This window comes from uncultured Roseobacter sp., assembly GCF_947488185.1.
Classification (GTDB): domain Bacteria; phylum Pseudomonadota; class Alphaproteobacteria; order Rhodobacterales; family Rhodobacteraceae; genus Roseobacter.
In genome coordinates this window covers 669,487-686,221 of record NZ_CANKYM010000002.1, presented here as the reverse complement: position 1 = coordinate 686,221, position 16,735 = coordinate 669,487, and the positions used below count along the sequence as shown (strand labels likewise).

Annotated in this window: 19 protein-coding genes; 7 read left to right on the top strand and 12 right to left on the bottom strand. The window is 61.0% G+C overall.

The window, feature by feature from the left end:
- Nucleotides 1–61: 61 nt before the first annotated feature.
- The gene (locus Q1A52_RS09295; RefSeq protein ID WP_195818930.1) at nucleotides 62–718 is read left to right on the top strand and encodes a GntR family transcriptional regulator; all 657 of its coding nucleotides are present in this window, start codon (nucleotides 62–64) and stop codon (nucleotides 716–718) included.
- 2 nt (nucleotides 719–720) lie between these two features.
- Here Q1A52_RS09295 and Q1A52_RS09290 read toward each other — a convergent pair whose 3' ends face one another.
- The 8 genes from Q1A52_RS09290 to Q1A52_RS09255 all read right to left on the bottom strand — a co-directional run bounded on the left by Q1A52_RS09290 (nucleotide 721) and on the right by Q1A52_RS09255 (nucleotide 7,729).
- Complete coding sequence (locus Q1A52_RS09290; RefSeq protein WP_300013926.1) at nucleotides 721–849, bottom strand: hypothetical protein; 129 nt, start codon at nucleotides 847–849, stop codon at nucleotides 721–723.
- On the bottom strand, nucleotides 846–2,027 hold the full coding sequence (locus tag Q1A52_RS09285; RefSeq protein ID WP_299777325.1) for a formate dehydrogenase subunit gamma: 1,182 nt from the start codon (nucleotides 2,025–2,027) through the stop codon (nucleotides 846–848). The genes Q1A52_RS09290 and Q1A52_RS09285 overlap by 4 nt, the downstream gene beginning before the upstream one ends.
- Nucleotides 2,028–2,107: 80 nt before the next feature.
- A complete protein-coding gene (gene fdh3B / locus Q1A52_RS09280) occupies nucleotides 2,108–2,704 on the bottom strand; it encodes a formate dehydrogenase FDH3 subunit beta (RefSeq protein ID WP_299777327.1) in 597 nt (198 codons plus the stop codon).
- A gap of 15 nt (nucleotides 2,705–2,719) precedes the next feature.
- Nucleotides 2,720–5,617, bottom strand: coding sequence for a formate dehydrogenase subunit alpha (locus Q1A52_RS09275; protein WP_300013923.1), 2,898 nt, complete (start codon nucleotides 5,615–5,617; stop codon nucleotides 2,720–2,722).
- Between the two features lie 93 nt (nucleotides 5,618–5,710).
- Complete coding sequence (locus Q1A52_RS09270; protein ID WP_299777330.1) at nucleotides 5,711–5,902, bottom strand: twin-arginine translocation signal domain-containing protein; 192 nt, start codon at nucleotides 5,900–5,902, stop codon at nucleotides 5,711–5,713.
- Nucleotides 5,903–5,955: 53 nt separating this feature from the next.
- Nucleotides 5,956–6,564: a molecular chaperone gene (locus tag Q1A52_RS09265; protein ID WP_300013920.1), complete on the bottom strand. Its 609-nt coding sequence runs from the start codon at nucleotides 6,562–6,564 to the stop codon at nucleotides 5,956–5,958.
- Nucleotides 6,561–7,166: a DUF3306 domain-containing protein gene (locus Q1A52_RS09260; protein WP_300013917.1), complete on the bottom strand. Its 606-nt coding sequence runs from the start codon at nucleotides 7,164–7,166 to the stop codon at nucleotides 6,561–6,563. Before Q1A52_RS09260 ends, Q1A52_RS09265 begins: the two co-directional genes overlap by 4 nt.
- Nucleotides 7,163–7,729: a DUF3305 domain-containing protein gene (locus Q1A52_RS09255; protein ID WP_300013914.1), complete on the bottom strand. Its 567-nt coding sequence runs from the start codon at nucleotides 7,727–7,729 to the stop codon at nucleotides 7,163–7,165. The genes Q1A52_RS09260 and Q1A52_RS09255 overlap by 4 nt, the downstream gene beginning before the upstream one ends.
- A gap of 333 nt (nucleotides 7,730–8,062) precedes the next feature.
- Here Q1A52_RS09255 and Q1A52_RS09250 point away from each other — a divergent pair, with 333 nt between their 5' ends.
- Entirely contained in the window at nucleotides 8,063–10,018 is a 1,956-nt protein-coding gene (locus Q1A52_RS09250) for a 4Fe-4S binding protein (protein WP_300013911.1), read from the top strand.
- Here Q1A52_RS09250 and Q1A52_RS09245 read toward each other — a convergent pair.
- The gene (locus tag Q1A52_RS09245) at nucleotides 10,012–10,743 is read right to left on the bottom strand and encodes a hypothetical protein (RefSeq protein ID WP_300013908.1); all 732 of its coding nucleotides are present in this window, start codon (nucleotides 10,741–10,743) and stop codon (nucleotides 10,012–10,014) included. The two genes, Q1A52_RS09250 and Q1A52_RS09245, sit on opposite strands and share 7 nt — an antisense overlap.
- A gap of 97 nt (nucleotides 10,744–10,840) precedes the next feature.
- Here Q1A52_RS09245 and Q1A52_RS09240 point away from each other — a divergent pair, with 97 nt between their 5' ends.
- The 5 genes from Q1A52_RS09240 to Q1A52_RS09220 all read left to right on the top strand — a co-directional run bounded on the left by Q1A52_RS09240 (nucleotide 10,841) and on the right by Q1A52_RS09220 (nucleotide 14,255).
- Nucleotides 10,841–11,038 (top strand): DUF6494 family protein, encoded by a 198-nt coding sequence (locus Q1A52_RS09240; RefSeq protein ID WP_299829659.1) that lies wholly within the window; start codon nucleotides 10,841–10,843, stop codon nucleotides 11,036–11,038.
- Complete coding sequence (locus Q1A52_RS09235) at nucleotides 11,039–12,106, top strand: Mrp/NBP35 family ATP-binding protein (protein WP_300013905.1); 1,068 nt, start codon at nucleotides 11,039–11,041, stop codon at nucleotides 12,104–12,106.
- Entirely contained in the window at nucleotides 12,103–12,807 is a 705-nt protein-coding gene (locus Q1A52_RS09230) for a biotin/lipoate--protein ligase family protein (RefSeq protein WP_300013902.1), read from the top strand. The genes Q1A52_RS09235 and Q1A52_RS09230 overlap by 4 nt, the downstream gene beginning before the upstream one ends.
- Nucleotides 12,804–13,298 carry a DUF6505 family protein gene (locus tag Q1A52_RS09225; protein ID WP_300013899.1) on the top strand — a complete coding sequence of 165 codons (495 nt, stop codon included), beginning with the start codon at nucleotides 12,804–12,806 and terminating at the stop codon, nucleotides 13,296–13,298. The genes Q1A52_RS09230 and Q1A52_RS09225 overlap by 4 nt, the downstream gene beginning before the upstream one ends.
- Nucleotides 13,299–13,538: 240 nt before the next feature.
- Nucleotides 13,539–14,255, top strand: coding sequence for a hypothetical protein (locus tag Q1A52_RS09220; protein WP_300013895.1), 717 nt, complete (start codon nucleotides 13,539–13,541; stop codon nucleotides 14,253–14,255).
- A gap of 201 nt (nucleotides 14,256–14,456) precedes the next feature.
- Here the strand turns inward: Q1A52_RS09220 and Q1A52_RS09215 are convergent, their stop codons facing one another.
- The 3 genes from Q1A52_RS09215 to Q1A52_RS09205 are packed head-to-tail and all read right to left on the bottom strand — an operon-like array spanning nucleotide 14,457 to nucleotide 16,674.
- Nucleotides 14,457–15,263 carry a substrate-binding domain-containing protein gene (locus Q1A52_RS09215; RefSeq protein WP_300013892.1) on the bottom strand — a complete coding sequence of 269 codons (807 nt, stop codon included), beginning with the start codon at nucleotides 15,261–15,263 and terminating at the stop codon, nucleotides 14,457–14,459.
- Nucleotides 15,260–15,976 (bottom strand): ATP-binding cassette domain-containing protein, encoded by a 717-nt coding sequence (locus Q1A52_RS09210; RefSeq protein ID WP_300013889.1) that lies wholly within the window; start codon nucleotides 15,974–15,976, stop codon nucleotides 15,260–15,262. The genes Q1A52_RS09215 and Q1A52_RS09210 overlap by 4 nt, the downstream gene beginning before the upstream one ends.
- Nucleotides 15,970–16,674 carry an ABC transporter permease gene (locus Q1A52_RS09205; protein WP_300013886.1) on the bottom strand — a complete coding sequence of 235 codons (705 nt, stop codon included), beginning with the start codon at nucleotides 16,672–16,674 and terminating at the stop codon, nucleotides 15,970–15,972. Before Q1A52_RS09205 ends, Q1A52_RS09210 begins: the two co-directional genes overlap by 7 nt.
- Nucleotides 16,675–16,735 lie beyond the last annotated feature (61 nt).

Sequence of the window (16,735 nt, the reverse complement as noted above, 5' to 3'; positions counted from 1 at the left end):
CAACATTTTTGTATACAATAAAGTGATTGTCGCACACGTGGTTTCAGCCTAAAGTGAGCGCATGGATGTCAGGCATGCAGACAGAATAGCGGACGCGCTGGAGGAGCTGGTCTTTACCGGTCAATTCAATGATGGCGACCGGCTGGATGAAATCCGGCTGGCCAAACAGTTCGGTGTCTCCCGCACTCCCATCCGCGAAGCTTTGCAGCGGTTGGTGGCCTCCGGCATCGCCGAGCAACTTCCCCGTCGCGGGGTTTTCGTACGCCAACCGGGCCCCGTGGAACTGATGGAGATGTTCGAAACCATGGCCGAGATCGAGGCCGTCTGTGGGCGTCTGGCCGCGCGCCGCATCTCGGATGAGGCGCTGGCGGAGTTGGAACAGGCCAATGATCTCTGCCGCGCGGCGATGGCGTCACAGGATACCGACGCCTACTACCGCGAGAACGAGCGGTTTCATCACACGATCTATGCGCAATCCGGCAACAGCTATCTCGCCGGGCAGGCCCTGCGGCTGCACCGCAGGCTGAAACCTTTCCGCAGGCTCCAGCTCCGGCTGCGCGGACGCCTGGCGCAGTCGATGGGGGAACATGAGGAGATTGTCGCGGCGCTGCGGTCAGGGGATGACGCCCGTGCCGCCACTGCATTGCGCGATCACGTGGGTATTCAGGGCGAAAAGTTCCGCCATCTGATGACGGAACTGCGCACCGCGGCGCAATAGGGTCAGTCGTCGAGCCGTACCGCCTGACCAGTGCCTTGTTCCGCAGCCGAGAATCCAGCCTCGTTCAAGGCGAAATTCGCACCCACCGCGATGACGACCATGGCGACACAGGCAAGAACAATCTCTCTCATGCTTTGCCCGCCTTTGATTGCTGCTCTTCGACTTCGGCGGTCCAGATGCTGTGGTGTTCACGCGCCCACTGCAGTTCTACCTCGCCGTCCCCCATGGCCGCATAGGCCCCTTCCATACCGACCGAACCGATGTAGATATGAGCGATGATGATCGCCATCAGCACAAAGCTGACGATGGCATGCCAGAGCTGGGCGTATTGCATTTCCTCATGCGGGGCGAGCGCGGTGTTCAACTCCCCCAGGCCCAGCAGTTGCGGTAGCCCCACGGCGTTGAGCTTTTCGAAGGTCACGGCGAACATCGGCATCTCGAAGGGGAACAGCAGCGAGAGACCGGAGACGGAAATGGAGCCGCCCAGCAGAATGACTGACCAGAAGATCAGCTTTTGACCTGCGTTGAATTTCTTGGCCGGGGGGTGGCCGCCGCCAAAGATGCCGCCGCCTTTCAGGATCCAGTTGATGTCTGTCCGGTCCGGCAGGTTGTGCACCACCCAGAAGACAAAGACGAGGATCAGCGCCAGCATGAAGGCCCATGAGATGTTATTGTGCACCCACTTGGACCCCATCGCCAGCGTTGCGAAGGCTTCAGGACCGAAGGCCGGGATCAGCAGCTTGCGCCCTGCCAGTGTGATAAGGCCGGTGATGCCCAAGATGATGAAGGACCCGGCCAACAACCAATGGGCAAAACGTTCAGCCGCCTTGAACCGCAGGATGGTTTGGCCCGTCTTTTCGCCATCGATGCGAATGCGACCGCGGATCAGGTAGAACAGGGCAAGCAGTATGACCATACCACCCATAAGCGCGCCGCCATAGGTCAGCAGTGGCCCCTCTCGTAACAGAAGCCAGCGCATGCCGCCGTCCTGGATCAGCACATCGGCGGCAGGCCCGCGGGCTTGAGTCGTGATAGCCGCCGAATTGTAGCGGTAGGCCCGCCAGAGATCCGGGTCCGATGCCCCGCCCAGGGTGCCCAATTGATCGGTTTTGGCCGCCGCGTTATCAGGATTACCCGTGAGCCCGCTGCGGAAGCTGTCATCAATCTTGAGGCCTTCCTGACGCTTGAGAATATCCTCGAGCGTCTGCGCGCCGCCGGTCGCGCTGCGGTCAACGGGGGCCGCCTCCTGCGCCTGAACGCCCACGGCGAGGCAAAAAGTCAAAACCAGCAGACACAGAAATCGGAGCATGGACATATCCTGTTCTCTCAGACGCACGGGGCGGCCCCGATAGAGCCGCCCCTGAAGAGTTCACAACCTTAAGGCGAAGGTCAACCGCCTTTCTGGTCGTAGGCCGTGCCCCATCCCCAGGCACCGGACCCGAAGCCACGGGCCACGACGCGCTCACGGTAGATATTGGCGACGATGTCACCATCTCCGGCCAGCAACGCCTTGGTCGCGCACATCTCGGCGCAGATTGGCAGTTTGCCCTCGGCGATCCGGTTGCGCCCGTATTTGGCGAATTCGGCGGTGGAGTTGTTCTCCTCCGGTCCGCCCGCACAGAACGTACACTTGTCCATCTTGCCACGGGATCCGAAGTTGCCCGCTTGCGGGAACTGGGGCGCACCGAAGGGGCATGCATAGAAGCAATATCCGCAGCCGATGCAGAGGTCCTTGGAGTGCAGCACCACGCCTTCTTCGTTCTGGTAGAAGCAATCCACCGGACAGACGGCCATACAAGGCGCGTCCGAACAATGCATGCAGGCGACGGAGATCGAACGTTCTCCCGGCTTGCCGTCATTGATCGTCACGACCTTGCGGCGGTTGATGCCCCACGGCACTTCGTGCTCGTTCTTACAGGCGGTGACGCAGGCGTTGCATTCGATGCAGCGTTCAGCGTCGACGAGAAATTTTGCTCTAGCGGCCATTATTCATGTCCTCCCTTACGCTGCCCAGATTTTGCAGAGCGTCGATTTCGTCTCTTGCATCTGGGTCACGCTGTCATAGCCATAGGTCTGTGCAGTATTGGACGCCTCGCCCAACACGTAAGGATCGGCCCCTTCGGGATACTTGTCCCGCAAATCGACCCCCTCCAGATGCCCGCCGAAGTGGAAGGGCATGAAGGCCACGCCCGCCTCGACCCGTTCGGTGACCATGGCCATCACTTTGACCTTGCCACCTTCGGGGCCTTCGACCCAGACCTGTTCGCCATCGCGCAGGCCAAGATTGTTGGCATCGCGCGGGTTCACCTCGACAAACATGTCCTGCTGGAGTTCCGCCAGCCATGGGTTGGAGCGGGATTCGTCGCCGCCACCTTCGTATTCGACCAGACGACCCGAGGTCAGGATCATCGGATACTCCTGGCTGAAGTCCTTTTCCTGGATCGACCTGTACATGGTCGGCAGGCGCCAGAACTTCTTGTCCTCGTAGGTCGGATAGTCGGCCACGAGGTCCCGCCGGTTGGTGTAAAGCGGTTCGCGGTGCACCGGCACCGGATCGGGGAAGGTCCAGACAACCGCGCGGGCCTTAGCGTTACCGAAGGGCGCACAGCCATGCTTGATCGCCACCCGCTGGATACCGCCCGAGAGGTCGGTTTTCCAGTTGGTCTTGGGTCCCGCCACCGCATCAATCGCGGCACGTTCATCCGCCGTCAGATCACCGTCCCAGCCGAGATCCATGAGCATCTGCATGGTGAACTCAGGATAGCCATCCTGAATTTCCGCCCCGGGGTTGGAGACCCCTTCGGCCAGAAGGTTGTCGCCATCCCGCTCCACGCCGAAACGTGCACGGAACGCCAGACCACCCTCTGCCACCGGCAGCGACATGTCATAGAGGTTCGCGGTGCCGGGATGGTTCATCTCGGGCGTGCCCCAGCAGGGCCATGGCATGCCATAGAAATCGCCATCCGCCGGCCCGCCAATCGCCCGCAGCGAGGTGCGGTCAAAGGTGTGCTGGTTTGCCATGTGCATCTTCAGACGCTCAGGGCTCTGGCCTGTGTAGCCGATGGTCCACATGCCGCGGTTAAACTCGCGGGTGATGTCCTCGATCACCGGCTCTTCGCCGTCCATCGCGATGTTGCGGAAGAGCTTGTCATGGAAGCCCAGTTTTTTCGCAAACATCGATATGATTGTGTGATCGGGCAGCGATTCAAAGATCGGATCAACCACCTTATCCCGCCACTGAAGCGACCGGTTCGAGGCCGTAGCAGAGCCGCGTGTCTCGAACTGGGTACAGGCGGGCAGCAGATAGACGCCATCCTCGCGGTCCTGCAAGACGGCAGAGACGGTCGGATAAGGATCGACCACCACCATCATGTCCAGCTTCTCCATCGCCGTTTTCATTTCTTTCTGACGGGTCTGCGAGTTGGGCGCATGGCCCCAGAGCATCATGACGCGCGTGTTGTCGGGCTGGTCGATGTTGTCCTTTTCTTCCAGCACACCGTCGATCCAACGTGATACGGGGATGCCGGTCTCGTTCATCATCAGACGGTCGGCGCCATCCTTGCCAGCCCCTTCCATGACGGAGAAGCGGCCTTTCAGCCAATCCAGGTCCTCTTCCCAAACGCGCGCCCAATGGGCCCAGGAGCCGGGCTTGAGGCCATAGTACCCCGGCAGCGTATTGGCCAGAACGCCAAGGTCCGTGGCACCCTGCACGTTGTCGTGGCCGCGGAAGATGTTGGTGCCACCGCCAGCGGTGCCCATGTTGCCAAGGGCCAGTTGCAGCACGCAATACGCACGCGTGTTGTTATTGCCATTTGTGTGCTGGGTGCCGCCCATGCACCAGATCACGGTGCCGGGACGATTGTTGACCAGCGTCCGCGCCACACGGCGCAGCTGGCTGCCGGGCGCGCCGGTTACGCGTTCGACTTCCTCGGGCGTCCAGTTGGCCACCTCTTCCTTGATCTGGTCCATGCCCCAGACACGGGTGCGGATGAACTCCTTGTCTTCCCACTCGTTCTCGAAGATGTGCCAGAGGATGCCCCAGACCAGCGCCACATCCGTACCGGGACGGAAGCGCACATATTCATCCGCATGGGCCGCCGTGCGCGTAAAGCGCGGGTCGCAGACGATCAGCGGCGCGTTGTTCTGCTCCTTGGCCTTCAGCATGTGCAACAGCGAGACGGGGTGCGCCTCAGCCGGGTTGCCGCCGATCAGGAACATCGCCTTGGAATTGTGCATGTCGTTGTAGCTGTTGGTCATGGCGCCGTAACCCCATGTATTCGCCACACCGGCCACGGTGGTGGAGTGACAGATCCGCGCCTGGTGGTCGACGTTATTGGTCCCCCAGTAGGCCGCGAACTTGCGGAACAGGTAGGCCTGTTCGTTATTGTGCTTGGCCGAGCCCAGCAGGTAGACGGAGTCCGGTCCGCTTTCCTCGCGGACGCTCATCATCTTGTCGCCGATCTCTTCGATCGCCTGCTCCCAGGAGATGCGCTTCCACTCTCCGCCCTCTTTCTTCATCGGGTACTTCAGGCGGCGTTCGCCATGCGCGTGCTCGCGCACCGCAGCGCCCTTGGCGCAATGGGCGCCGAGGTTGAACGGACTGTCCCAGCCGGGCTCCTGCCCTGTCCAGACGCCGTTCGACACTTCTGCAACGACCGTACAGCCGACCGAGCAGTGGGTGCAGACAGATTTGATGGTTTCCACCGCGCCCGTTGCTGCGGTTGCAGCAGAGGCTTGCGTGACCGCGCCGCCCGTGGCGGAAATCGCGGCCAGCCCGCCAATCGCCAGGCCTGAGCCTCGCAAAAACGCACGGCGGTCAACGGATGATGCGGTCCCGTCCGACAGGATGTTTGTCCGTCCTGCACGCTGCGTGACCGAATTGGTCTTTTTCCTTAACATACTTCCCTCCCTTGCTGCCCCGATCAGGTGGCTGGGTATTTTAATGTCGAAACGCCGTCAGGCTGCACCCTTCAGATGCACCCCCGGCGCAAATCAGAAGCGCGCGCTCGCGAGATAGGCGCGCGTGTGGGCGGTGTCCTGCATCTTGTCAGAGGTCGTATCCACCTCGGCCGCTTCCGCCGTGCCTGTCCCGGCTGCCACGGCAACGGCTGCCGCGGGGGCTGCTGTGCCCGCCAGTTTCAGGAAATCCCGGCGATTTGTGTCGCCATCCGATTTCTGTGCCATGTGTCCTTCTCCCTTTCGTCTTTGCGGACGGCGTCCCGTCCCTTGTCGGCGGATCAGTCCGCCGTCATTCTGAATGCTTCTTTCTCGATCTCCATGAAGGCGCGGCCAACGGCCCCAACACCTGCGTAGAACACCGAGGATTTCGCGCCTTCGAGATCCGTGTAGAAATGTGTGGCCCAGGGCGCGATGTGGCTATTGAAAAAGCCGCGTTGCTGGTCAAGCCGTGCGGGCTGGCCAAAGCGGCCGACAATCATGCCCCCCATCATCTCCATCAGCGCGGCCATGCTGTCTTCGGGCTCAAAGGCGTTTTCGGCGCGCGTCATCTGATGCGCGGCCATATCCTGCCGCAGCTTGGCCAGCGGCTTTTCGTTCAGGAAACCGGTCAGATAGTAGCTGGCGTAGGGCAACAGCTCGCCCCGCCCCAGACCGATAAACAGCGCGTTAAACTCGCGCTCAACCGTCTTGGGCTTCGTGGATTTTGCAACGCGCGCCAGACTGTTGATCGCCTGCCCCATGGCGCTGTCATCGCCCTGCAGCGCGGCGGTCTGATCCAGCAGCATCTGGTCCGCCGGGCGGGCCAGCAGCAGGCCAATGAAATTGTAAAGGTCGGCGCGCAGCCGGTCTTCGGCTGCGATGTCGAGGGTCTCTGCCGTTGCCGTCATGCCTGCGCCTCCTCGAACTGGAACCGCATACGCCGGGGTACGGGGGCTGATTCGACGTCACCCTCTGCATCAAGCGCCAAATTCCCAGGCTGCGCTTCAGAGGCGACAACCTCCGGCTCGGACGCATTCACCGGGTCGTCTTCCACAATCTCCGCGACGGGCTCCTCGGAGGTCTCCGGGGTCGCCTTGGCGAGCTCTTCCTGACGCGCCACTTCTTCGAGATGTGCCATCATACCCTTGCCCACCTGATAGGCCGTCTGGATCGGCCCCCCGGCCAGCATCGCCGCGCGATAATCATCATCGTATTCGTTCAGACCATCCACACAGGCCAACACGGGGTTGCTGCGCCAAAGCTTGCGCAACGCCTTGTTGCGCAGATGTTTGGGGACCTCTTCGGCCATGAAGGCGGCAAAATCATCGCCCGACTGCATCTGGTCGGGATCAGGCAGACCCATCTCTTCCAGAACAAGCGCGTCGTCCTTCTCGGCCAGTTCTGCCTCACGCGCCGCGGCCAGCTGCTCTGCGTCCGCACGCGCTTCCGCCTGTGCCTCGGCCTGAACGGCGGCGCGTCGGCGCGCCCAGAAAGAGCCCTGCGCGGTCATTCCGCCCCCTCCTGCATGTTCGACGTCGGTGCGCGATACACATCCGTTGCCTGCGAAATCCGCGCATCACCAATACCGGCCTGCTTACGATCCGTGCGATGCTTGTCGCGCCGCCGTTTCACAAATGGCTCTTCGCGGTAGTGCTGATCGACAAAACCGGTGACCCACTCCAGAACGGAGGGCGGCATCGCCACACGCTCCACCTGTTCTTCGCCACTGTCGGAATAATCCTGCGCTTCATAGGGCGACACGGTCACGGTCAGAATATCCAGCGGCGCCTCACTTTCGCCTTCGCGCATGATCACGTAGACGGAAGGCGATTGCGCCTGCAACTCGTGCGCATAGGCTTCGGCGTCCGACACGTAGAGATGAAGATCATGGGTCGATGCGTGATATTCGGTTACGCCGCCTTCGTTGCGCAGCACCTTCCAGGACGCATCGCCCGCCCCCGGCAGAACGGCAGTCGCGCGCCATACCCACTTGGACCAGGCGGTGACACCGGGCGACCGGCGCAAAACCACGCCAAGCCTCGCGGATTGCGACTCTGGATAGACGACTCCCAAGATTACTCCCCAAATGCGCGCTGTACTTGAGCCTACCTTAGCAAACCCCGGTCATTATCCCAGAAAAAAAAGCATGCATCTGTACACATTTAGTCGTAGAGGCCCGCGCCGGTCGGCTTGCATTTCCCCAACTCTCTGAATTACAGGGGCTTTAGCGATTTTGCATTTGGATGGGGCCGCTTGGACCTGCTCGTTCATGCGGTGTGACCACCACGACCAGGCAGAGGTGAGGTCGATTCCGGTTTACGCCGCCTCTGTTTCCTGCCTTTTTGTGCGCCAGTGCTCTATATATAGAGTGGCGAGGATGGCATTGCGGCAGCCGCTGGGGGAGAGATGACAAAAAAACTGGTGCTTTGTGATTGTCTTGGCAGTCAGACCATGGACGGCGACGCGATTGCGACTGCTACGGGTCTTGGATGCACGAAACCTTTCACCCACGCCTGCGGTGCCCAGATCGCAGAGGTTGCGCAGCATCTGGCGGAGGATGGCGTGATGATCGCCTGCCAACAGGAAGCACCGCTCTTCAGGGAGTTGACCGAGGAAGTTGAAGCGCCCGAGCCCCGTTTCGTTGACCTGCGCGACCGCGCGGGCTGGAGCGATGAGGCGGCGGAGGCGGCCCCGAAAATGGCAGCGCTTGCCGCCGAAGCGATGCTGACCCATCCGCCGGAACGCACCCGCGACGTGATCTCCAACGGGGCCTGCCTGATCATCGGATCGGGCGAGATTGCCCTTCAGGCTGCCCATGATCTGTCCGGCATGCTGGCGGTAACGTTGCTGACCCCTGCCCCGTTTGACACCGCGCCCGGTATGGCCTTCGACGTGGTCTGCGGCACACTGCGCCGCGCCACTGGATCGCTGGGCCGGTTTGATATCCGCATTGACGGCTTTCGCCAGATCATCGCCGGGGGGCGCGGTGCCGCCGATTGGACGCCTCCGAAAGATGGTGCCCAGAGTACCTGTGACGTGATCCTCGATCTGAGCGGCGACACAGCGCTCTTCGCCGCCCCGGAAAAACGCGACGGGTATCTGCGCGCCGATCCGGGCAGCCAGAGCGCTGTTGCCAAAGCGGTGCTGGATGCCTCGCAGATGATCGGCACCTTTGAAAAGCCACTCTATGTGCGTCTTGAAGAGCCACTCTGCGCCCATTCGCGCGCCGAACAACCCGCCTGTTCGAAATGCCTGAACATCTGCCCGACCGGGGCGATCACCTCAGCGGGAGAGCATGTGGCCATCGATCCGATGATCTGCGCAGGGTGCGGGGCCTGTGCGTCGCTCTGCCCTTCTGGCGCCATCACCTATGACGCGCCGCCTGTTGCCACCCTGTTTGCGCGGCTGAACACGCTGGCCAGCACCTATCGCAAGGCGGGCGGGACGGCCCCGCGCCTGCTGGTGCATGACGATGACTTTGGCGCGGAAATGATTTCGCTCGCGGCACGATACGGCCGCGGATTGCCCAGCGATGTGATCCCGCTCTCAGTGTCGGCGCTCGCCAGCTTTGGCCATGCGGAAATGCTGGCGGCGTTGGCCTGCGGCTTTGCCCATGTATCCGTTCTGCTCGCCCCGCGCAGCGAGGGCGCGGTGCTGGAACAGGAGCAATCGCTGGCCAATGCGATTGCCGGACAGGAGAGCATCGCGCTTCTGGATGTATCGGACCCCGACGCGCTGAGCGATGCATTATGTATAGACGCGCAAAGCGACGCGGTTCAGGACCCCATCCTGCCTCTCGGCAGCCGCCGTCAGGTCACCCGTCTTGCCGCCAAGGCCCTGCAACCGGAGGCGGAGGTCATCACGCTGCCCGATGCCGCCCCCTATGGCGCGATCCTCGTGGATCAGGACGCCTGCACCCTCTGCCTCTCCTGTGTGTCACTCTGCCCGGCAGGCGCGCTTGGCGACAACCCGGACAAGCCCCAACTGCGCTTTCAGGAAGATGCCTGCCTGCAATGCGGTCTCTGCAGCAATATCTGCCCTGAAGATGCCATCACCCTGACCCCGCAACTGAACCTCACGGATGCTGCCTTTACCCAGGTGGTGATGCATGAGGAAGAGCCCTTTCCTTGCGTCGAATGCGGCGCGCTTTTCGGGTCCAAATCAACGGTGGAACGGATCAAGGAAAAGCTCGCGGGCAAACATGCGATGTTCGCCAATCCCGACACCATCCGCATGATCGAGATGTGTGACAACTGCCGGATACAGGCGCAGTACCATTCGCAAAACAACCCCTTCGCCGGGGGCGAGCGGCCTGCCGTGCGCACCACGGATGATTACCTGAGCAAGCGCAGGGATCACTGAAGTTGCAGCGGCGCGCCCAGATCCGCCGGGGCCACCCCGGACACATAGGCGAGAATTGCCTCAAGGTCATCGACCGTAAGCTCGACCGGCACGATGGGCGACGGCAGGGTGGGATCAAACGGATCGGTCACCCCGTCGATCTGTGTGAAACTGGGGTGCGGGTTGAGCAGATGGAAATTGGCAAAGCGCCGGTCCCAGTCCGACAGCCCCCGCAGCACCCGGAAAGAGGGCGTCGACTCCATACCGTTCATCCTGTTGCTGTCATTGATCACGTGACAGCGCCCGCAGAGCGACAGCGAGAGTGCCTCGCCTTTTCGTCTGTCGCCGTCAAAACTCACCTCCACCTCGACCTTCGCCTGCGTCACCGCTGCGGAATAGGTCGTGCCGTCCTCCGCTTTGAAGCTTTCGATCGTGCGTTTGCCCACGTCGGATTTCAGCCAGTCCAGAAACCGCACCGCGCGCGGGTCGCCATCATGCTCCAGCCCCCAGCGCTGCTGCGGTCCCTCAAACACTGCCGTGCCACCACGGGTGAACCGCATCTCGGCCTCCGCGTCCGGGCCCACGCGCGCAATCCGCACGGATGTTTTCAGCGAAAAGCGCGGCACGATAAATTGCGCCAGCCCCGTGGCCTCCAGCGCCTCCGGCACGGCAAGCCGCAAATCCTCTGCAATGAGCGTGGTGGGCAGGACGACAAGACAGGCAAGCGCCCCCAGTATTCTCCGCATATCGCCCCTCCCGAACTCTGCTCTGTTCAGACAGCCTAGGCGGGCGCTCAATTCACCGTCAAGTTTTCATCTCATCCGCAAAAAAAGGACCCACCCCATGTCAGAAGACTTCAACATGTCGATGCGCAAATTCCTCAAACAGGTCGGCGTGACCTCGCAGCAGGCCATCGAAGAGGCCATGCGGAACGCCGGGGACACCACCGGTAAAACCTATGAGGCCAAGGTGGTGCTGACCATCGACGGGCTGGATATGGAACATGTCGTGACCGGGCAAATCTCTGGCGGGCAAGGATAAATGAGCCTGACACGTGACGCGGTTCTGGCCGCGCTGAAAGAGATCGAAGACCCGGTCAGCGGGTCCGACCTGATGTCTGCCGGACTGGTCAAAGCATTGACCGTCGGCGACGAAGGGGCTGTGCGTTTTGTGATCGAGGTGCCGCCCTCGCAGGCGGATCTTTACGCGAAGGTCCAGAAGACAGCGGAGGCGGCGGTGCAGGCGCTGCCCGACGCTGGCACCGTCTCGGTGGTCATGACCGCGCACAGCACGCCCTCCGCCCCGCCCGATCTGAAGCCGCAGAAAACCGCGCCCAGCGGTCCGCAGAAAGTGCCCGGCATTGACCGGATCGTCGCCATTGCGTCCGGCAAGGGCGGCGTAGGCAAATCGACCATCTCGTCGAACATCGCCTGCGCGCTGGCCGCCGAAGGCCGCCGTGTCGGTTTGCTCGATGCCGACGTCTACGGCCCGTCGCAGCCGCGCATGCTGGGTGTCTCCGGCCGTCCCGCCTCGCCCGATGGCAAGACCATCCTGCCAATGCGCAATTTCGGCGTGACCATGATGTCAATCGGGTTGATGACCAACGATGATCAGGCGACCGTCTGGCGCGGACCGATGTTGATGGGCGCCTTGCAGCAGATGATGAACCAGGTGCAATGGGGCGCTCTGGACGTGCTGATTGTCGATCTGCCCCCCGGCACCGGAGATGTTCAGATGACCCTGGCGCAAAAGTTCCAGGTCGACGGCGCGGTTGTTGTTTCGACGCCGCAGGATGTAGCGCTGCTGGACGCGCGCAAGGGGATCGACATGTTCAACCAGTTGGGCACGCCGATCCTGGGTATGATCGAGAACATGTCGACCCACATCTGCTCCAACTGCGGGCATGAGGAGCATGTCTTTGGCCACGGCGGCGTGGCGGCGGAGGCGGAAAAGCTCGGCGTGCCCCTGCTGGCGGAAATTCCGCTGCATCTGGATATCCGCATGGCGGCGGACGGCGGCGCGCCCATCGTGGTCTCCAAACCCGAAAGCCCTCAGGCAGAGGCGTTCCGCGCCGTGGCCCGTACCCTGATCGCCGACGGCAAGGCATGAACGGCGCGCAATTCCCGCCACTCTTCTCGGGTCTCGTGACCGCCGGGGCGGATCCGTTCCGTGTTGCCTGTGAGGAGGCAACCAAGGGCTGTGATGCGGGTCTGGTGACCTATGACATCGCGCCGGATCGGCTGCGTGCGGCGATTGTCTTTGCCCCCGAGATTTCCCTGCGTGATGCGATGGTCATGCTGCCGGTCTGCGGGGTTGGGTTTCAGAACGCCTTTGGCGCGCTGGCCCCGCCGGAAGTGTCCGTACATCTGGATTGGAACGGTGGCCTGCGGCTCAATGGCGCGCGCTGCGGCATGCTGCAGGCCGCGGCGGCCCCGGGTGATCCCGACAGCGCGCCGGATTGGCTGGTGATCGGGCTCGACCTCACGCTCTGGTCTGATCAGGAAGAGACCGGCACCACGCCGGACATAACCTCGCTCTCTGCCGAAGGCTGCGGTGAGGTGGACCCGGTGGAATTGCTGGAAGCCTGGGTGCGGCACACACTGGTCTGGATCAACCGCTGGGACGATGAGGGCGTGAAACCGGTGCACAACGAATGGACCGGGCTGGCCCATGGGATAGGCGATCCGATCACCCTGCAGGGCAAAACCGGCACCTATCGCGGCATCGACGAAACCTTCGGTTTGCTGTTGCAGCAGGAGGACGGCTCGACAATCATACCGCTGACCAGCACCTTGAGGAAGATGCCATGAAACTGGCCCGCGCCATTCATTTCGACGACAGCGACACCCGCGTCTTTCACAGCCCCGCGCGCACCGGCGAATGGTGCATTTCCGGCGGGTTCGAGTTTTCCAACTGGTCGGAGGCCGATCTAACAGGCAAAGCAAAACAGGCCTTCACCAACGGCTGGATGGGTGTGGAAACCTTTGGCCGCGCGAGCTTTGTCGCCGTCACCCAGATCGAGGAAAACGAGCGCGACGCCATTGCCACCGCCCTCGCCCAGCATTTCGTGGACATCTACGGCGCCCCGTCGGTCGAGGCGGCAATGGGGGTGGCGATGGAAGAGATCAACCAGATGTTGGAACTCTGTGAAGATCAGGACTTCAACACGCTGCTGACCGTCACGCGCGAGCTGACCGAGGCGGGCGTGAAGGAAAGCTACCGGATGATCGAACCACAGGACGCCGGCATCGAGCAATTCGCCATCCATGGATCACTGGATGACGACCCGCATCAGCATTAGGCAGACGAATTGGGCAAACTCTGGTAAAACTCACAAAAATAATGGCCGCGAAAAGCGCCTTAGTATCAAAGAGTGCAATGCGGGACCAAGTGTGAATTCGCTGCAGTTGCGCCAATGGCTGCTTTCGCTGTGCTCCAAAAATTGTCAGTCCTGATTGTCAGGCGGCCACAGAGAACACTTACGATAAGCTGAAAAGAATCTTACTACAAATAGGACATTGTGTTGATCAGGAGGCCTGAAATGCGAGTCGGGTTCTGGACAGTCGTAAAATCGGCGGCCGAACTTCAAATTCTAACCCGAGCGTCATACTTGATGCTCCTCTTGGTGCCAGTAATGGCAGGAGTTTGGACAACCGTCGAAGGTTTACTACCCACTGGGAATTTTGCCGCTCATCCGCTGCCTACATCGTGGGTATTGATCTACTTTGCCGCCGTTTTTGCAGTGTTGGGGCAGCTAATTTATCAAGCACGGGTTCCGTATCTCATCCAAAGGTTCTCCGAGAGCGAATATTTGGACGTTTGTCGAAATGAGTGGCAGAAATCACCAAATAACGAAGTGCTCGCCGCAGCCGCTGGTAGAGCGGGCCTCACACATAGTGACCGACTTGCGTTGCGTGATCGCGTTGGGGCGCATGTATTTGATTCATTTTATCATTTTTCAGACGAAGGAGCAAAAAAAGAGTTTCATGACAGTGTTAAGAACAACCAGTCCTTTGGCTTGGGAACGCCTAACGAAACTCAACACAAAAATTTCACTCCAACAGATGAAATGACGCTGATCTCAAAGATCGTGCGGCATTCTGCTATCAAAGACTATCAAGTCTACAACTGCCGGAACAGATTCTCATCGATTTTCTCGCTGATGCTTTACTTCGTTGCAATCATCTTAATACTTTATGTCGGGTTTGAGCAGACAAAGAATGTTCTCCTAGCCGCGCACATCGAACTATTCAAATAGCGTCCTTTTGGCGCCCTGTCCTTCCCCGAAATGCCAAAACTATAGTTCTCGATTTATTCAGGCGTTCTTACGGCACCGATCCAGAACTGGTTTCTGAGACAAGCGCGAAGCCGACATGGGTGCAGCTTGCAGCATCAGTCAGACTGGGCTCCAAGCGGTCACTGCGTTCAATTCATCGCCCTGACCGCTCGGACGCCATATTCACTCCGGTTTCGCGTTAAAGATAAAAAGCGTCTCACCATTGATGGTGTAGCCGTTGATCAGCTCTGCCGCGCGCGGGCTGGTCAGCCAGTCTTCCAGTTGCACGGCCAGATCATTCCGGACATGGGCGTGTTTTTCGGGGTTCACGGCCAGAAAAGCGTATTGATTGAAGAGTGCCGCGTCTCCGGCATAGAGCAGATCAAGATCCGCCTTGTTGCCAAAGTTGAGCCAGCTCGCGCGATCGGCCAGAACATAGGCGTCAAGGCCCGCCGCTGTGTTCAGGCTCGCGCCCATGCCCGCGCCCACCTCCCGGTACCAGTCGCCGAAGGTGTCAGGGGCCAGATCAGCCGCGCGCCAGAGGGCGATTTCCTTTTTGTGGGTGCCGCTGTCATCGCCGCGGCTGACAAAGGCGGGTTTGACCACACCGATACGCTTGAGAGCTTCGGCAGCTGAGCCTGCCTTGGCCACGCCAGCCGGATCCTCCTTGGGCCCGATGAAGACAAAATCATTGTACATGATCTCGCGCCGATAGGTGCCATGGCCTTCGGCCACGAATTTTTCCTCCGCCGTGCGGGAGTGCACGAGGATGGCATCCACATCCCCCGCCTGCCCCAGCCGCAAGGCCTGACCGGTGCCGACCACAAGCAATTGAACATCCAGATCAAGGTCTTCCTTGATGGCCGGCAACAGCACATCCGCCAGGCCGGAGTTTTCAAATGAGGTGGTCACGGCCAGCTTGATATCTTCAGCCATTGCGGCGGTGCCCAAAAGCACCGTTGTTAAAAGTGTTGCGATGCGCGTCATCATGCGATGATGTCTCCTCTGAAGAATGCCTGCAATTCGGCGGTCTGCGGCGTGCTGAAGAAATCCGATGCGGGACCCCTTTCATGCACGACGCCATGCAACATGAAGAGTGCATCACCCGCGAGACGTCTGGCTTGACCCAGATCATGTGTGGTCATGATTATGCGGGTTTTTTCGGTGAGCGCGGTCTGCAGAATGCTCTCGATATCGCGCGTCGAGGCGCCGTCCAGATTTGCACAGGGTTCGTCCAGAAACAGCACATCCGGTTTGCGGATCAGGGCGCGCGCCAGCGCCAGCTTCTGTTTCTCCCCGCCCGAAAGCCGCGTGGCCTGCAGTCCCATCCGCGCCTCCAGCCCGATCCGTCTGGCCCAGTGGTTCACGCTGGTCTCGATCTCCGCGCGGGGCGTTGCGATTAGTTGCAACGGATAGCGCAGATTGTCGGCCACCGTGCGTCGTAGCATGATCGGGGTTTGAAAGACATAAGCCTGACGGTGACGTGCCTCTTCCTCGGCCACAGCCCATGTCGCACTACCGTCGCTCAGCCGTTCCACCCCATGCATGACCCGCAGCAAGGTGGTCTTGCCGCTGCCGTTGGGACCCACAATCATGGTCAGCCCCTCCGGACGCAGGGTCAGGTTCACGGGTCCCAACAAACGCTTGCCGCGTCGGCGCACCACGACGTCCTTGAGGGTCAAGGGCAACATCATGCTCACCACCGCCCCTCCCGTTCCGTGCGGGAAAGCCAGTGAATGCTGATGTTGATGCCGATGGCCAGCGCAATCAGCACAAAGCCCAGGGCCAGCGCCAGGGCGAAATCGCCCTTGCCGGTTTCCAGTGCAATGGCCGTGGTCAGCACGCGGGTGGCGTTGTCGATGTTACCGCCCACGATCATGATCGCGCCGACCTCACCAATGGCCCGGCCAAACCCGGCCAGCGAGGCAGTCAGCAGGTTGCGCCGCCCGTCCCAGATCAGCGTCTTGATCCGCTGCCAGCCGCTGGTGTTCAGCGAGATCAGCAGGTCGTGGTATTCCGCCCAGAGCTCGCGCATCGCCTGATGGGTGATCGAGGCAATGAGCGGCGTGATGATGATCACCTGCGCGATGATCATGGCCGTTGGCGTAAAGAGCAGCCCCAGCACACCAAACGGCCCCGAGCGCGACAGCAGGATGTAGACGATCAGGCCGACTACCACCGGCGGCAGTCCCATCAGCGCGTTCAGCAAGGAGATCGTCAACCGCCGGTATCGGAACCGCCGGATCGCCAGAAAGGTCCCCAGCGGCAGCGCGATCACCGAGGCAATCACCAGCGCCGAGAGGCTGACCTGCAGGGAGCGCAGCGAAATTTGCATCAGGTCGGTGTCAAATGTGACTACCAGCCAGAATGCCGACACCAGACCTTCAAGAATATCGTTCATGTCTCAGGCCGGATCATCTGCCACGCGTTCACACTTTGGTTGATCCGTCCTAGGACATCGC

Excerpts from the sequence above, each read along its gene's own strand:
- Q1A52_RS09295 (WP_195818930.1), top strand. The coding sequence starts at position 62 with ATGGATGTCAGGCATGCAGACAGAATAGCGGACGCGCTGGAGGAGCTG.
- Q1A52_RS09290 (WP_300013926.1), bottom strand. The coding sequence starts at position 849 with ATGAGAGAGATTGTTCTTGCCTGTGTCGCCATGGTCGTCATCGCGGTG.
- Q1A52_RS09285 (WP_299777325.1), bottom strand. The coding sequence starts at position 2,027 with ATGCTCCGATTTCTGTGTCTGCTGGTTTTGACTTTTTGCCTCGCCGTG.
- fdh3B (WP_299777327.1), bottom strand. The coding sequence starts at position 2,704 with ATGGCCGCTAGAGCAAAATTTCTCGTCGACGCTGAACGCTGCATCGAA.
- Q1A52_RS09275 (WP_300013923.1), bottom strand. The coding sequence starts at position 5,617 with ATGTTAAGGAAAAAGACCAATTCGGTCACGCAGCGTGCAGGACGGACA.
- Q1A52_RS09270 (WP_299777330.1), bottom strand. The coding sequence starts at position 5,902 with ATGGCACAGAAATCGGATGGCGACACAAATCGCCGGGATTTCCTGAAA.
- Q1A52_RS09265 (WP_300013920.1), bottom strand. The coding sequence starts at position 6,564 with ATGACGGCAACGGCAGAGACCCTCGACATCGCAGCCGAAGACCGGCTG.
- Q1A52_RS09260 (WP_300013917.1), bottom strand. The coding sequence starts at position 7,166 with ATGACCGCGCAGGGCTCTTTCTGGGCGCGCCGACGCGCCGCCGTTCAG.
- Q1A52_RS09250 (WP_300013911.1), top strand. The coding sequence starts at position 8,063 with ATGACAAAAAAACTGGTGCTTTGTGATTGTCTTGGCAGTCAGACCATG.
- Q1A52_RS09245 (WP_300013908.1), bottom strand. The coding sequence starts at position 10,743 with ATGCGGAGAATACTGGGGGCGCTTGCCTGTCTTGTCGTCCTGCCCACC.
- Q1A52_RS09240 (WP_299829659.1), top strand. The coding sequence starts at position 10,841 with ATGTCAGAAGACTTCAACATGTCGATGCGCAAATTCCTCAAACAGGTC.
- Q1A52_RS09235 (WP_300013905.1), top strand. The coding sequence starts at position 11,039 with ATGAGCCTGACACGTGACGCGGTTCTGGCCGCGCTGAAAGAGATCGAA.
- Q1A52_RS09230 (WP_300013902.1), top strand. The coding sequence starts at position 12,103 with ATGAACGGCGCGCAATTCCCGCCACTCTTCTCGGGTCTCGTGACCGCC.
- Q1A52_RS09225 (WP_300013899.1), top strand. The coding sequence starts at position 12,804 with ATGAAACTGGCCCGCGCCATTCATTTCGACGACAGCGACACCCGCGTC.
- Q1A52_RS09220 (WP_300013895.1), top strand. The coding sequence starts at position 13,539 with ATGCGAGTCGGGTTCTGGACAGTCGTAAAATCGGCGGCCGAACTTCAA.
- Q1A52_RS09215 (WP_300013892.1), bottom strand. The coding sequence starts at position 15,263 with ATGATGACGCGCATCGCAACACTTTTAACAACGGTGCTTTTGGGCACC.
- Q1A52_RS09205 (WP_300013886.1), bottom strand. The coding sequence starts at position 16,674 with ATGAACGATATTCTTGAAGGTCTGGTGTCGGCATTCTGGCTGGTAGTC.